General features: G+C 35.9%; 17 protein-coding genes and 4 tRNA genes. 1 reads left to right on the top strand and 20 read right to left on the bottom strand.

The window, feature by feature from the left end; genetic code table 11:
* Positions 1-2 precede the first annotated feature (2 nt).
* The 13 genes from DCC35_RS03340 to DCC35_RS03280 all read right to left on the bottom strand — a co-directional run bounded on the left by DCC35_RS03340 (position 3) and on the right by DCC35_RS03280 (position 12056).
* On the bottom strand, positions 3-539 hold the full coding sequence (locus tag DCC35_RS03340) for a hypothetical protein (protein ID WP_137089459.1): 537 nt from the start codon (positions 537-539) through the stop codon (positions 3-5).
* Positions 540-589: 50 nt separating this feature from the next.
* Entirely contained in the window at positions 590-1471 is an 882-nt protein-coding gene (locus tag DCC35_RS03335) for a 5-oxoprolinase subunit C family protein (RefSeq protein WP_137089458.1), read from the bottom strand.
* Positions 1472-1480: 9 nt separating this feature from the next.
* Positions 1481-2173, bottom strand: a complete 693-nt coding sequence (pxpB, locus tag DCC35_RS03330) for a 5-oxoprolinase subunit PxpB (protein ID WP_137089457.1) — start codon at positions 2171-2173, stop codon at positions 1481-1483.
* Positions 2160-2930, bottom strand: coding sequence for a LamB/YcsF family protein (locus DCC35_RS03325; protein WP_137089456.1), 771 nt, complete (start codon positions 2928-2930; stop codon positions 2160-2162). Before DCC35_RS03325 ends, pxpB begins: the two co-directional genes overlap by 14 nt.
* On the bottom strand, positions 2930-4159 hold the full coding sequence (locus DCC35_RS03320) for an Nramp family divalent metal transporter (protein WP_137089455.1): 1230 nt from the start codon (positions 4157-4159) through the stop codon (positions 2930-2932). Before DCC35_RS03320 ends, DCC35_RS03325 begins: the two co-directional genes overlap by 1 nt.
* A gap of 73 nt (positions 4160-4232) precedes the next feature.
* Positions 4233-4658, bottom strand: coding sequence for a VOC family protein (locus DCC35_RS03315; RefSeq protein WP_137089454.1), 426 nt, complete (start codon positions 4656-4658; stop codon positions 4233-4235).
* A gap of 1 nt (position 4659) precedes the next feature.
* Positions 4660-5502 (bottom strand): hypothetical protein, encoded by an 843-nt coding sequence (locus DCC35_RS03310; RefSeq protein ID WP_137089453.1) that lies wholly within the window; start codon positions 5500-5502, stop codon positions 4660-4662.
* 20 nt (positions 5503-5522) lie between these two features.
* Positions 5523-6650: a helix-turn-helix domain-containing protein gene (locus DCC35_RS03305; protein ID WP_137089452.1), complete on the bottom strand. Its 1128-nt coding sequence runs from the start codon at positions 6648-6650 to the stop codon at positions 5523-5525.
* A 60-nt stretch (positions 6651-6710) separates the two neighbouring features.
* Entirely contained in the window at positions 6711-7796 is a 1086-nt protein-coding gene (locus DCC35_RS03300; protein WP_137089451.1) for an SO2930 family diheme c-type cytochrome, read from the bottom strand.
* Complete coding sequence (locus tag DCC35_RS03295; protein WP_137089450.1) at positions 7775-9052, bottom strand: parallel beta-helix domain-containing protein; 1278 nt, start codon at positions 9050-9052, stop codon at positions 7775-7777. The genes DCC35_RS03300 and DCC35_RS03295 overlap by 22 nt, the downstream gene beginning before the upstream one ends.
* A 124-nt stretch (positions 9053-9176) precedes the next feature.
* Positions 9177-9812: a FecR family protein gene (locus tag DCC35_RS03290; RefSeq protein WP_137089449.1), complete on the bottom strand. Its 636-nt coding sequence runs from the start codon at positions 9810-9812 to the stop codon at positions 9177-9179.
* Positions 9813-9901: 89 nt separating this feature from the next.
* Entirely contained in the window at positions 9902-11038 is a 1137-nt protein-coding gene (locus DCC35_RS03285; protein ID WP_137089448.1) for a trans-sulfuration enzyme family protein, read from the bottom strand.
* Between the two features lie 10 nt (positions 11039-11048).
* Positions 11049-12056 (bottom strand): potassium channel family protein, encoded by a 1008-nt coding sequence (locus DCC35_RS03280; RefSeq protein WP_137089447.1) that lies wholly within the window; start codon positions 12054-12056, stop codon positions 11049-11051.
* A 100-nt stretch (positions 12057-12156) separates the two neighbouring features.
* Between DCC35_RS03280 and DCC35_RS03275 the strand changes: the two genes are divergently transcribed.
* On the top strand, positions 12157-12669 hold the full coding sequence (locus DCC35_RS03275; protein WP_137089446.1) for a DinB family protein: 513 nt from the start codon (positions 12157-12159) through the stop codon (positions 12667-12669).
* A gap of 243 nt (positions 12670-12912) precedes the next feature.
* Here DCC35_RS03275 and DCC35_RS20555 read toward each other — a convergent pair.
* The 7 genes from DCC35_RS20555 to DCC35_RS03255 all read right to left on the bottom strand — a co-directional run bounded on the left by DCC35_RS20555 (position 12913) and on the right by DCC35_RS03255 (position 14211).
* Positions 12913-13036: transfer RNA gene (locus DCC35_RS20555), tRNA-Glu, on the bottom strand.
* Positions 13012-13266: a GIY-YIG nuclease family protein gene (locus tag DCC35_RS03270; RefSeq protein ID WP_137089445.1), complete on the bottom strand. Its 255-nt coding sequence runs from the start codon at positions 13264-13266 to the stop codon at positions 13012-13014. The genes DCC35_RS20555 and DCC35_RS03270 overlap by 25 nt, the downstream gene beginning before the upstream one ends.
* Before the next feature lie 54 nt (positions 13267-13320).
* Positions 13321-13444 (bottom strand) — tRNA-Glu (locus DCC35_RS20550).
* Positions 13420-13674 (bottom strand): GIY-YIG nuclease family protein, encoded by a 255-nt coding sequence (locus DCC35_RS03265; RefSeq protein ID WP_137089445.1) that lies wholly within the window; start codon positions 13672-13674, stop codon positions 13420-13422. The genes DCC35_RS20550 and DCC35_RS03265 overlap by 25 nt, the downstream gene beginning before the upstream one ends.
* A 54-nt stretch (positions 13675-13728) precedes the next feature.
* Positions 13729-13852: transfer RNA gene (locus DCC35_RS20545), tRNA-Glu, on the bottom strand.
* Complete coding sequence (locus tag DCC35_RS03260) at positions 13828-14082, bottom strand: GIY-YIG nuclease family protein (RefSeq protein WP_137089445.1); 255 nt, start codon at positions 14080-14082, stop codon at positions 13828-13830. Before DCC35_RS03260 ends, DCC35_RS20545 begins: the two co-directional genes overlap by 25 nt.
* Before the next feature lie 54 nt (positions 14083-14136).
* Positions 14137-14211 (bottom strand) — tRNA-Val (locus DCC35_RS03255).
* Between the last annotated feature and the right edge of the window lie 219 nt (positions 14212-14430).

Below are 14430 nucleotides of genomic sequence, written 5' to 3'. Positions count from 1 at the left end.
AATTATTCTGAATATGTAGATAAACTCATTATAAGCAAAATTCCTCCACCGATGGTATTCCCTACTTTTGCTGCCTGTATACGGTTTTTTTGATCTTTAATATGCCTTCTGGCATTATACACAAAAGCTGTATCGTAACTGTGATAGTTTTCTTCAACTTCAGCAAATTTCCTGGTGCTCTTTATACGCAATGCGGGGATAGTTAATTGTACAGATTGCTTGCTTGATGAATTAGTTTGGTCTGTAAGATATTCAGGCACTGAACCAATAGCATTAGCGCAATTATTCCATGCCTCGTATTGAATTCTATGCAGAGTGTTAATTGCTTTTTCATCAAATGTTTCTACATAAATATAACCAACAGTGTCAATGGAAAAGGGTAAATAATCCAGTTCATTAAAAACATAGATCAAATTAGGTTTAATCACACATTTTTCTTCTCTAACAGGTTCGTAATCTGTGAAAACCAAATCTTTATTTACTGAACATGATATTCCGGTTATAACTATTAAGACTAAAATAGGAATGAGTCGGTGCATTGGTCAATAATTTTTTATTAACTCATATCTCAAAAATTATGCCTTTTTACTTAATCATCGAAATCAATTAATTTTAACAGAAACTGTTCTCCCGGTCTTAATTGTGCACATCTATCCAGATCTTCTTCAATCACATTAGCTATTCTTAGGTATCCACCAGTCGTTTGAGCGTCTGCTAACAGTAAAATTGGCAATCCTTCCTCAGTAATTTGAATTGTGCCAGGAACCACTCCTGACGAGATCATGTTTTTTTTGTTATTGGGAACAATCCTGGATTTCAGCCTTATGCCCATCCTATTAGAATCCTGTAATACTTCATGCTCCATTTTAAAAAAATTACTAATGTCTTTTTTTAAGAAACAATGAAATTCAGGACCTGGCATCACTCTGATTACAGCAGGAAATGTGATTTCAGTAATTTTATTTGGTGAATCTTTATCCAGTTTCTGTAAATCAGTGTTTTTAATGTTAAGGACATACCCTTTTTTGATTATTGCCCAGGGAGTAACTATTGAAGATATTAAGGAGGCAGAAGAACAGCTTCCTAACCATTCAGGTAGTTCTGGTTCACCTGAAAATGCTAAATAAACTCTACAGCCGGACCTTACCCTGCTAATTTTAACTGTATCACCCTCATTTAAAGACAGTGTTTTGTTCATTTTAGCTTCGGTTCCATTTACATAGATTTCGGAAGGCGGGCCACATAATGCAATATGCACAGAACCAGAAATGACAAATTCAGGTCCTAAAAGGGTGATTTCAATTAATGGACTATCAGGTGACTTTCCCACTAACCGGTTTGCAAATCCGGCAGTTTTACGATCCAAAAAACCTCCACTAGGTATACCAAAATGTCGATATCCTTCCCGTCCAGAATCCTGGATGACAGTATACATTCCTCCATTAATAAACCTAAGTATTCCGGTTGTCATATATTAAAACTACCTGTTTCCTGTTATCATTTGTTCGAATTTTTCATATGTAATAGATTCAAACTTCACTTTATCGCCACCTTTGAATAAAAAAGTGTCTTCTTCAAAAAGGTCTAGCGTCTTCACCGGTGTCCTACCTATAATTTGCCAGCCTCCCGGAGATTCAAAAGGATATATACCAGTTTGAGAACCAGCAAGACCGACGGAACCAGCTGCTATATTTAACTCCGGTGAGCGTTTACGTCGACATTGCAATTGAGTCGAAACCTTTCCCAGGTAAACAAATCCGGGTAAAAAGCCTGTCATAAGTACAGTATATTCCTTTGAAGTATGTTGCTCAATTATTTGTTTTCGATTGAGTCCTGTTTGTTGTTTTACCTCTTCAATATCGATTGCCAGTCTTTTATCATAACAAACTGGAATAGTATGCTTATTCCCTTTATTATTAAAGTCTTTTCCTTCATCCAGGTTTTCACTCGCCAATGCTTTAATAAATTCCGATAAAACAAAATAAGAAATCTTACCCGGGTCAAACCCAACAGTTAAAGAACAGAATGCCGGAATAGTGTAATTAACCCCTTCCAGATTTTTAGATTTAATTAAATAGTCTAGTTGATAGACTTTCTTGTTGATTTTTAAATCAATGTTTTGTCTGAATTCTACTAATAATGCTTTACTTCCTAAATGCTTAATTTTTAACATTTAATAGTGGGGATATTTCAATATTTTTTTCCTCAAAAGAATTTTTTAATTTTTTAAGTATTTTTCCTGCGATGGGATTATCACCATGAATACATAAAGAATCGCACTCTATATTAATATACTCATTATCTATAGTTAATACCTTTTTTTTCAGTATTATATCAAGTGCCTGCGCTACTGCATCATCGGGATTTGAAATTATGGCCTCAGAAATACTACGGTGTACCAGATTCCCGCTTTTGTCATATCTTCTATCCATAAAAGCCTCAGATGCAAACTTCACCTCTTTTTCTTTGGCTACCTTTTCCATTTGGCTAAAAGACTTCCCTAAAAGTATTAGGGAGCTATCAATTTCTTTAATTGCTGTCACTATTGCTAAGGATACTTTTTCATCATTAGCAGCAGTATTATATAGAGCTCCATGAGGTTTTACGTGAGAAAGCTTCCCTCCCAGGCTTTCGCATATCCCTTTCACCGCAGACACCTGATACTTTATGATCGTCCTTAATTCATCGAATGACATTTCCATTTTCCTTCTTCCAAATCCAGCAAGATCCGGGTAAGAAGGATGTGCCCCGACATTCAAATTAAGATTTAAAGCTTTTATAATTGTGTTTTCAATAAATAACGGGTCACCTCCATGATATCCACATGCAATATTGCTTGAAGAGATGTATGGAAATAAAATATCATCATTGCCAACATGAAACTGGCCGTAACTTTCTCCCATATCACAATTAATATCTATTCTATGCATCAGGTAATTTGTTGAATTACTCCCGAAATAGAATTAACTCCGAGAAGTAAGGAAATTATTAAAACTATTAGTCCAAGAATATTAGCAACATATCCATTTCTATGTTTTCCTAATATAGTTTTATTATTCATTATCCATATCAGGAAGGCAACAATGAGGGGTAATAAAATTCCGTTAGCTGCCTGGGCAAATAATATCAGCCCTATTGAATCGATATTTAATATTGCCAGTAACCCACCAACAAAGAATACGACCATCCATACAATTCTGAATTTAAGAGAATTTTTATCATTTCGGAAATTAAATATTTCGCTTCCTGTATATGCTGCTGCTAAGGGAGCTGTTACAGCTGAAGTTATCCCGGCAAAAAATAACCCAAGCCCAATAAACATCGATGCAAAAGATCCCATTACAGGCTCGAGTTGTAAACCTAAATTAATTGAAGATCTATCTGTAATTACATTTATAGATCCTTGATATGCAGCTGCAGAAGTAATAATTATAGCTAAAGTGATTAGTCCTCCGAACACTATTGAAGTTATGGAATCTTTTCTGGCAGTAGAAAGATCTTTTTCATTTTGCCATTTCTTTTTACTGGAAGAAGCATGTAGAAATATGTTATATGGAACTACAGTGGTACCTATTAAACTAACTATCAATGGAGCAGCGCCTTCTTTCAACTGGGGGACAAACAGACTTTTTAGAACCTTTGACCAATCAGGATTAATGAAAATTGCTGTTGAAATAAAAATTAAACCCATCAATACGACAAAAAGCACCATGATACGCTCGATAAATTCGACTCTACCAAAATAAAGGAAGGTGAAACCGGCAATAAAAGCGAGGATAAAAGCCCAATTTAAGTTGAATCCTAAATATTGAAAATCCTGATCAGGAAACCCCAAAGAAGCACCTCTTAAATTGCCTCCCTCATAAGCTGTGTTGCCGATAATAATTGCCGAAAATATAAGAACAAGAAATAATGTCCTTAAAAATTTATTTTTGGCACTCCCTCTAACTGCTTCACCTACTCCGATCTTTCCGATCACACCCAATCGAAGGGACATTTCCTGAACAACCACAGTGGCAAAAATTGAAAACACCAATGCCCAGATAAGTGTATAACCAAAAGAAGCTCCGGCTACAGAAGCTGTTGTGACAGTGCCCGGACCGATGAAAGCTGCTGCAATCATTGCTCCAGGACCAGACTTTTTAATCCATTCCAGCATAGAAACTGTTATTTCAAATAAAAAAGGTTAATGAAATAAGATTATAAAATTTTAGCGACCTATATAATCAGCACTACTTTGCAAAAAGGTTTTTTGGATCTTTAAAAGACTTAAACTCCAAAGCATTTCCTGCCGGATCATAAAAAAACATTGTTGCCTGCTCCCCGGGCTGACCCTGAAAGCGGATATGAGGTTCTATTTCAAAATTTATTCCCTCCTTTTGTAACCTCTCCGAAAGTGTATGCCAATCATTCCACTCCAATACAACACCAAAATGAGGTACAGGAACATCATGTCCATCTACCGGGTTGGTATGTAAAGAGGAATCACCAGTTCCGGGTTTATAATGAATAACCAACTGGTGACCGTAAAAGTCAAAATCTACCCAGTTTTTATCACTTCTACCTTCAGAACAACCAATGACTTCTTTGTAGAATTTGCGATTCTTTTTAATATCATCAACCGGGATCGCTAAATGAAAGGGCGTAAGTTTGCTCATTTTAAGTTGTTTTAAATAAAAACCATCCTCCTCCGAGATCTTTTAACACGATAAAATCATCCGGACTCATAATTGGTATATCAGAAACATTATCTACATATAAATAACCAACCGTATTATCTGATACACCACCAATAATGAAAAATATGCATGATTCACACAAATAACCACCAATGGTTAATGAAGTTAATTTCAAGCTGGATAGTTCTACATTATAAAAATTAGTGATATCCTTAGTGTTATCCAGCGAATACTTTTCCTTGCCAAACTTTGATATGACTAATTGTTTTAATGCTTCGAATTTCTCCTGATTACCTTTGAAATAGTTTTTTAATTCTTTATCAGATGACAGCATTAATTTACTATTCTCCAGGTCGAATTCAATATCCTCAGTTGATATCCTTTTTTTAGTATCAGGTTTAGAATTAACAGCATTTATCAGACTGTCTATTTGAAATTTATTCATACTTTCAATTCGCTCAACAAATTCTGCATACACATCGGTATTTGTAAGGGTTCTGAATGCTTCCATTTTCCAATGCTCATCATTCCTGAAATGAAGGTAAGTATCGATCAAAAATCTTCCGGTAGAATCATATAAAGTCATAGCAACGACCGCTGTCATCTCATTCTCTTCCAGTAATTCAAACTCTTTTTTGATCCCTTTAGCCAGGTGTGTGCCATTTGGTTTACCCTGGTATTCCCCATAAGTATATCGATCAATCCCATAGAACCGCTCCTCGGAGAATATTTCTTTTGCTAGTTCAACTGGTTGATAACCCTGAGAATATAGATTTAACGAAACAACAATTATTAAATATAAAATTATAAAGAGCTTTTGCATGCAGCATTTTTTTCATCACCTCACAACGTGTTCTTATATTGTCTCGGTGTCATTCCTGTGTATTTTTTAAATATAGCATTAAAACTCGACTTTGAGTTGAATCCCGAATCAAGAGCAATACCAAGGATTGTAAGATGATCATTGCCGGGATCAGCAATCTTTACTTTTACCTCTTCAACCCTGGCTTTATTTATAAAATCATAAAAGCTAGTTCCCATTTTTTGATTTAGGATCATGGATAATTTTTTACTGTGTACCCCTAGAAGATCAGATAAACTATCGAGAGTCAGATTGGGGTCTAGAAAAGGCTTATTCTCAACCATGATTTTCTCTAATTTTTGAATCTCTTTGGTATCTTCATCTTTATCAGATTCGATATCATTTTTTTGTATATCCGGCTTTTTTTCCAATACTTCCAGCGGTCTCAAAGTAGGAAAATGAATCATAGTAAGCTTCCTTAGACCAAAATAATGGATAATAACTCCTACATAAATGAACAACAAATAATACGCCGATTGAGGAAGAGTGAAGTCAAACACGAATAAATCCACCATTGTTAAAAACAACAAAAATAACCACCCAATAAATAACCCAATTAACAGATTGATAAGCCATTGTAGGGTTATATACTCTATGTTAGAATAAAATTCGGTGATCTTCTTTTGATATTTGATTACCAATTTTAAGCTTAAATATCCATATATCATCAAAGAAAGGAGTCCTAAGACTTGTTCAATAAGTTGAAAAATGGAGATTATGGATTGATCCATTAGTTCTTCTCCAAAGCCTGATTCGATAAAAATTATCAATTGAATAACTAAAAATATCAGTCCTGGAATCAAATGAATGAAAAATTTAATATTAGTTTTTATTTTTTTTCCCAGGGTTGCCCGGACATAAAAAAACAAAAATGGTCCCATCAATAAAAAACATGAAACAGGTGGTTTAACTATGATGTCCCATTGATTAGCTTTTGAAAAATCGATTAAAAAGTGTTTACCGATTGTCAACGATAAACTAAAAATAAGCCAGGAAAGAAACAGCGTGCTTTGATCTTCTTTTTTCTTGAAGAACAACAGCACTATTCCAATGATTATGCCCTGAAGAGCACCAAAAAAAATTAAAAGGTTGAATAGATTAAAATACACTGAATATTATCCTTTTTATTTAAAGATAATATTCTGAAGCTAAAATGAAATTATAAATCGTTATTCATCCATTTTTTTAATCCATTCTCTTATCAGTTCTACACCTTCTTTATGAATCAGGCTCCTTCCAAGCTCTGGCATCATGATTTCAGGTTTCTCTGAGTCCATTCTGAAAACAATGATTGATTCTTCCGGTTTACCTTTAACTATATCATACAATAAGTTTCCAGAGGCCTTTCCTGCAGCGACGGGCTTTTTATTGATCCCAATTTTATGATCGTCCAATTCATCAAGCGTGAGGTATAATCCTGAAGTTTTAGCAGATCCTTGAGGATTGTGACAATGCCCACAATTCATATCCAGATAAGCTCTTGCTCTTTGATCTATCGAATAATGTCCGGGATTATCCCATTGTGCTACCCTAGGGATGTTATCCATACCAGGCATTCCTGAAACAACTCCTTTTCTGGCTAGCAATGCTAATTGATTCACCTTTTTTCCATCATTAATAACATATTTATTCAATTGGCCTGCCGTAGGGCCTATGGGAGTTAAAACCTCATTTTTATTATGGCAATTTTGACACTGATTAAGGTCTGGTATGCTATACTTTATATCCAGCAAACTACCGTCTTCAGAAATGAATTGAACCGGTTTTCGGGAACCAACAATTTCTAAAAAAGCATCGGACTGGTCTTCCTTCCAAATATATGTCAACGGCTTCCATTCATTCTCATACCTTATTAAAAGGCGCGTTTCAATAACTTTTGGAGTTGAAGAACCCTTAATCTTTTCATAATAGAAGTTTTTGATTAATATCGTTCCAACCGGAAAATCTAAAACTCCATTATTAACATAGGAAACAGATTTCCCTTCAGGTAAATAAATAAACCTTTTTTTAGAAGCATAATCTGAAAAAAGAGGGGAATTAATTTCATAAGGATGAACATTCTCCACTGGCTTTAGCTGCTTTAGATCACCTTCATAGAAACCATATTCAGATAACCATGCTTTTCCCAACCCATAAGTTTCCACCTCCACCAGCTCACTTTCAGAGATGTTCTTTTCTATTGAGTTATCAGTGTTTTTACCGCAACTAACAATAAAAATAATTGAAAAAAATATTATAAAATAGTCTGTTCGCACTTGTAATTTTTGTCATTTTCATTCATACCCTCGAAATCATTCTCTGCGTCTAAATACAGGAATTTAATGTTCTCTTCATCGATGCATATTTTATATGTATCATTAACACTTCCATTTTCAACAAGATAATTATCCGGTAAGATGCCATCGATAATTATATCCGGAGTTTTAAATCCATTCTTAACCAATAACATTTTTCCCATGTCTGAATTTAGATCTGGTATCCATTTATCGTTATCATATACATTGTTATGTAAATAGATTTTACCTGGGTATGGATCGTAATTCGGATCACTCTCATAATCAGCATTAAAAGCAGCAATTCCATCAGGAAGGTCTGCATCTTCAGGCTTATCATCATTCATTTCATCCATGGCTTTGATCAGCTCATAACTTACAATGGCAATTCCACCTGTTTTATGGCCCTTGATTACATTTTTATAAACTTCAACATTGCTGGTTGCTAGAATTATCATGCCTGCACCAGCCGGAACGTAACCTACGATAGCCCCTGGCACACTGAAATTCTTTCGGTTGTTATTGTAAACATTATTTTCATAGACTTTAATATTCCGACCATAACGGCTGAGACCAGGAAGATTAAAAACTAAAATCCCGCCTGTATTATCATACACTTCGTTGCCATAAATTTCGACATTATCCGAATTCTCACTTTCTATACCGGCGACATTTTGATATACGATATTATTTCTGATCACCACATTTTCTGATTGTCCGACATACACACCCGCATCACTTGACCCCATAGACTCACATTCTTCAATCACGACTCCATCACACATCACAGGATAAAATCCATAAGCTCCATTATCTTCATTGATCTTTCCTGTCCATGCCACTTTCATTCTACGAAATGTAATACCTTTCGTATCCATCACCTTAATATTATCCCCGGCAGCATCTTCAACAGTAAAGTCCTCAAGAGTAATATTATTGCAATTAGTAATTCTCAATCCTTCAGCTCCATCTGTCTGACCCTTGAAACTTAGAACAGTTTTATCAATGCCTTTGCCCCTTATTGTCAAGTGCGATTTCCCTTCAAGGCTGAGACTTTTGTCAAATAAAAAATGGCCTTCAGGCAATTCTATCACCGAACTATCCTCTGCTAAAATAAATTTGGCTGTGAGATCTTTTTGAATGTCTGAATAATTCCTCTCCGGATCATAACTGTTTTTGGATTGACAACTTACGATGAGAAGAATGAAGAGAATTAAAATTGAGTAATTGATTTTCATAGGTATAGATAAACACTTTATTATAAATATAAACAAAGCCATTAACTACATAGTATGAATTCCGGAATCCGGACTTAATTTTCATAAAAAAAGGTGGCTTATGATTAAACCACCTTTTGTGTTGTTAAAACTTAATTTTTACTTTCCTTTTTTTGCCTTTGCCTCGGTTTCCTTTACCGGATTTAAACTTTCTGTTGCCACGACCTGGCTTGAATTTGAATTTCTGGTTACCCCGGCCATTATTACCTTTAAAAAATTTGCGATGTCCGCGACCAGGGTGAAAGCCTCCAAGCTTTAAATCTACTACGAGCAAATCCAACCAATGATTGTGGGCATGATTCGCTCTTGCCACCTTGATACCATTATTTCCAGGATGGTAAAATCCACGTTGACCACGACCTAGTTTGTGCTGATGCCCATGGCTATGCAGGTGAACAATACCAGATACTACCTCTACATTAAAATCTAAATCAACTGAAACAACATTAAAGGAGGTTCCTTCAACTTCTACCTCTCCATTTTCTGTTATTACTGTGAATGTATTTTCTCCAGGAACCACATCAAAAAAAGCTTCACCATCTAAATGAACCTTTCTTTCTTCGAAATCTTCATCGAAACTGATTTTTGAGTTGTGATTAAGGTAAACAGTAGAACTATCGGGTAGAGTCACCGCTTCAAAATTATCGTCTGTTTCCACTGATTTGTCTCCACAAGAACTAAAAAATATCACTAAGGTAACAAGTATAAAAAATCTTTTCATTTCTGCTGAATTATATTTTCTGAATGCAAAATGAAAAGAACAGATTAGTTAAAAAAATTAATATCGCCGTATAACTGACATCCGAAATATTATTCAAGAGCCTTTTGCCAGTCAAAAATAAGATCATCAATATTTTCTAATCCAACAGATATACGTAAGAGGTTATCCGGAGTGTTGCTTTCAGGCCCTTCAACTGATTTTCTATGCTCAATTAGGCTTTCAACACCTCCAAGACTAGTAGCTGTAGTGAATAATTGCAATTTATTTGAAATTTCAATTGCTTTTTGCTCTCCTCCCTTCACAGTTACCGAAAGCATTGCCCCAAACCCATTGTGCATTTGTTTTTTAACAACCTCATGCCCTTTATGAGATGGAAGCCCCGGATAAAACACCTTTTCAATATTAGAATTTTCATTGAGAAACTCAGCCAGCTTAAACGCATTTTCACTTTGGGCTTTTACTCTTAAAAACAATGTTTGAAGTCCTCTTGCCGTTAACCAGGAATCGAATGGTGATAAAACACCGCCTCCAAGGTTTTGAATATCTTCCAGGTGCTTTTCTAGTTTGTCATTTTTGTTAATGACTACCACACCTCCCAAAACATCTGAATGCCCTCCAAAATATTTGGTAGTTGAATGAACAACTATATCCGCTCCCATTTTAATCGGGTTTTGAACCACAGGAGTCGGCCATGTATTATCGACAGCTACAAGTATATTGTTGTCACGAGCAATCTTTGTTACAGCATTAATATCTGTTATTTTTAGCATCGGATTAGAAGGCGATTCCAGCCATATCATTTTAGTTTTTTCATTAATGGCATTCTCAACTTGCTCTAATTCAGTCATATCAACCTGAGTATAGCTTAATCCCCACCTATTAAATACTTCTTTAATCAGCTTGAAAACCGCGAAATACGCATCATCAGGAATTATTATATGTTCTCCGGTCTGCAAAGTCTTTAAAACTGCTTCAATGCCTGCCATCCCGGAAGCAAAAGCAAACCCCCGGTGGCCACCCTCAAGTTTAGCACATGCTTTTTCAAGAACTAATCGATTAGGATTAGATGTTCGACTGTAAACAAAACCTGAATCATAAGAACCATCTTTATTCCTATGGTAGGTTGTTGAAAAATACAATGGTGTACTTACCGGGCTAACTTCCCCTGCGAATGGCTCGGTAGATTTTAATGCTAATGTTTCAAATGAGAGCTTAGAATCTTTCATAATATATTTTCTACTGCAGAAAAGTATCTTTAAAATTAGCGATAGTATCTCCTTCACCTAGAAGTATAAGGACATCACCTTCACCAACTATTTTTTCCGAATGAGGATTGAAAATAAACCCTTCTTCTTCATCCTTAAAGGCAAGAATAGTTGTTCCACTCTTATTTCTAATATCAAGTTCTCTGAGTGATTTATTTTGATATTCAGGCCTTAATTGAGCATGGTTAATTTCTTCAAGGATATATTTACTTTCATTAGATCCATTTAAAATCGTAAGAAATTCTATGACAAATGGTTTAGTAACCAGTGCAGCCATATATGACCCTCCTACCATGTCAGGCATAACTACGTGGGAAGCGCCAGCTCTCATTAGTTTTTTTTCAGTATTAAGCTCAGTTGCCTTGGCAATAATATTTATTGCTGGATTGAGCTCTCTGGCAGTCAGCGTGATAAATACATTGTCAGAATCACCCGGAAGTGCACATATAATCGCTGAAGCATCTTTAATTCCGGCTTCAACTAATGTATCATCCATTGTGGCATCTTCATTAAGAAATTTATAATCATAATGCCCTTCAGCTAATTCTATAACATGCTGATCTTTTTCGATTACGACAAACTTTTGACCAGAACCTGAAAGTTCCCTGGCAGCCATTTCACCATTTTTACCAAATCCACAAACAATTACATGATTACTTAACATTTTTAAAGCACGGTCATATTTATATTTTTGAAATACTTTTCTAAACTCTCCTTCAAAGATAAAAGTAGAAAGAACGGATACACTGTAAGCAAATATACCCAGATTAAAAGCAATATAGATCGAAGTAAAAATTTTACCCTGATCGCTCAAAGGCTTCACCTCTTTAAACCCTACGGTAGAAAATGTTAAGATAGACATATATACACTGTCGACAACGTTGTATTCTTCTATATAAACATACCCGATGGTTCCTACCATTAAACTAAGAAGGAATAAAAGGGACGCAAATATTAATTTCCTAATTGCTCTATGCATGAATCTTAATTAACTGCTTCTTAAAAAGAGTTCAATCCAAATGAAATAAGTTATATGGCTATTTACCAATTTTTCAGTTAACTTATATAAAAAACCAATCATGAAAAAATTACTCACCCTACTAATTATCCTGGCGCCTATCTCCGTTTTCTCCCAGGGATCATTACAAAAAGACCTTGCCGGCATGGTCAGGGCAAATTCTGATAAGGTTATTTCTTTAGCAAAAGTAATACCTGCAGAAAAATATGGATGGACTCCTAATGAAGGTGTCCGTTCTATAAATGATGTTGTATTACATATTACAGGTGCTAATTACTTTTTTCCCACATTTGTTGGAGTGGAAATGCCCGATGGTATAGACCCGAGGAATATGAATATAGTCGGCAAAGATGCTAGTATAGAAGCGCTAACTAAATCATATGACCATATGATCACAGCAATAATGAGCGTCCCTGATGATAAGCTAGATGAAATGGTTGATGTTTTTGGAAGTCAAATGACAATGAGGTCAGTATTATTAATAGCCTTTGGTCATTGTGAAGAACATATGGGACAAATGATCGCTTATGCACGAACAAATGGCATAGCTCCTCCATGGAGTGAAGGAAAATAATTCCAATTAAATGTCCTAAACCCCATATCTATCCAGGTGTGGGCATTATTATCCTGACATTTATCGTCACGGGCCCTACTGGATTACTTATAGTGATCCAGAATGAACCCACTCCTGCAAATAAATCCCAAAGCCTCCAAAGTCGGCTTTCCTTTTTTATTTATTTCCAGTAAATGAATAAAATTCAATACTGTCCAAAAACAAAAAAATCCAGACCCTAGGGATCTGGATTTCTATTTCATGTGGGCCCTACTGGATTCGAACCAGTGACCCTCCCGACTGAAGGTCGGGATGCTATCAACACTGACGCTTTTGGTCGGCATCATGACAAGCAAGGCTTCGTCATTGGCCAACTGTGCTAAGAGCCTCGATCTTCTTGCGGCTCTTCCAGTTTTTTATTTCTCGTTCTCTGGCATATGCCTCAACCTTTGTAGGATATTTCTCTTGGTAAACAATCTGCCAGTCATTTGTTTTACCTGTAAATCCCTTGTGATTTGTATTATGACGACGTAATCTTTCTTCTAACTTATCGCCTGTATGGCCAACGTAATATTTATCCAGCTTGGCTGAATACAGGATGTAGCAGTAAAATTTCATAATTGAGTTTGGTTGAAATAAAAAAAGACAGCCAAATTTCTCTGACTGTCTTTGTGGGCCCTACTGGATTCGAACCAGTGACCCTCCCGACTGAAGGTCGGGATGCTATCAACACTGACGCTTTTGGTCGGCATCATGACAAGCAAGGCTTCGTCATTGGCCAACTGTGCTAAGAGCCTCGATCTTCTTGCGGCTCTTCCAGTTTTTTATTTCTCGTTCTCTGGCATATGCCTCAACCTTTGTAGGATATTTCTCTTGGTAAACAATCTGCCAGTCATTTGTTTTACCTGTAAATCCCTTGTGATTTGTATTATGACGACGTAATCTTTCTTCTAACTTATCGCCTGTATGGCCAACGTAATATTTATCCAGCTTGGCTGAATACAGGATGTAGCAGTAAAATTTCATAATTGAGTTTGGTTGAAATAAAAAAAGACAGCCAAATTTCTCTGACTGTCTTTGTGGGCCCTACTGGATTCGAACCAGTGACCCTCCCGACTGAAGGTCGGGATGCTATCAACACTGACGCTTTTGGTCGGCATCATGACAAGCAAGGCTTCGTCATTGGCCAACTGTGCTAAGAGCCTCGATCTTCTTGCGGCTCTTCCAGTTTTTTATTTCTCGTTCTCTGGCATATGCCTCAACCTTTGTAGGATATTTCTCTTGGTAAACAATCTGCCAGTCATTTGTTTTACCTGTAAATCCCTTGTGATTTGTATTATGACGACGTAATCTTTCTTCTAACTTATCGCCTGTATGGCCAACGTAATATTTATCCAGCTTGGCTGAATACAGGATGTAGCAGTAAAATTTCATAATTGAGTTTGGTTGAAATAAAAAAAGACAGCCAAATTTCTCTGACTGTCTTTGTGGGCCCTACTGGATTCGAACCAGTGACCCCCTGCTTGTAAGGCAGGTGCTCTGAACCAACTGAGCTAAGAGCCCATTTATTAACTTTCTTAGTTTGTTGCCCTAGTGACCCTCCCGATGTAATCGGGATGCTCTAAAACAACTGGCCTAAGCACCTTTATTTCTGTCCCTGTTTCGTGTAACAGGAGTGCAAATGTAGTCCACTTTTTTATATTTGCAAACCCTGATTTAAATTTTTTTAAAAAATATTATTACCCAATTTTACGTATATATTTTTAGTAATCGTTATTAATA

The organism is Mangrovivirga cuniculi, assembly GCF_005166025.1.
In the GTDB taxonomy this organism is placed as follows: Bacteria; Bacteroidota; Bacteroidia; order Cytophagales; family Cyclobacteriaceae; genus Mangrovivirga; species Mangrovivirga cuniculi.
This window is presented reverse-complemented; position numbering and strand designations above follow the sequence as displayed.